The sequence below is a fragment of the Glycomyces tarimensis genome, from assembly GCF_054776215.1.
Genome location: NZ_BAAHCB010000055.1, coordinates 1 through 536, shown reverse-complemented (window position 1 = coordinate 536; position 536 = coordinate 1). Strand labels below are relative to the sequence as shown.

Here is a 536-nt window from a genome sequence, read left to right as displayed (position 1 = left end):
GGTGAGCCGCTTCCAGTTCGTCGATGAGTTCCGCCACGAGTTCACCGTGAAGCGGCTATGCGCGACCCTCGGCGTCTCCCGGCAGGGCTACTACCAGTGGAAGGACCGCGCCGCGGCCCGAGCGGCGAAAGCCGCCGCCGACGCGGCGGCGACCGCGCGGATCAAGGCCGCGCATCGGGCGAGCAAGGGCACCTACGGGTCGCCGAGGATCACCGTCGAGCTGCGCGAGGCCGGCGAGGTGATCAACCGTAAACGCGTGGTGCGACTGATGCGCCTGGCCCGGATCGAGGGGATCAGGCTGCGCCGTCGCCGACCGGCGCTGCCACCAGCGGACGCCGAAGCCGCTGCCGTGCCCGACCGGATCGGCCGCGACTTCACCGCACCGGCGCCGAACACGCGCTACGTCGGCGACATCACCTACCTGCCGGTCGCGGACGGCTCGTTCCTCTACCTGGCCACGGTCATCGACGTGTGCAGCCGTCGCCTGGTCGGCTGGGCGATCGAGGATCATATGCGCACCGACCTGGTCGAGCAAG

The 536-nt window shown here is 70.7% G+C and carries 1 protein-coding gene; it reads left to right on the top strand.

The window, feature by feature from the left end; genetic code table 11:
* On the top strand, positions 1-536 hold a 536-nt coding region (locus tag ACYVK3_RS21840), incomplete at both ends, for an IS3 family transposase (RefSeq protein ID WP_460499467.1).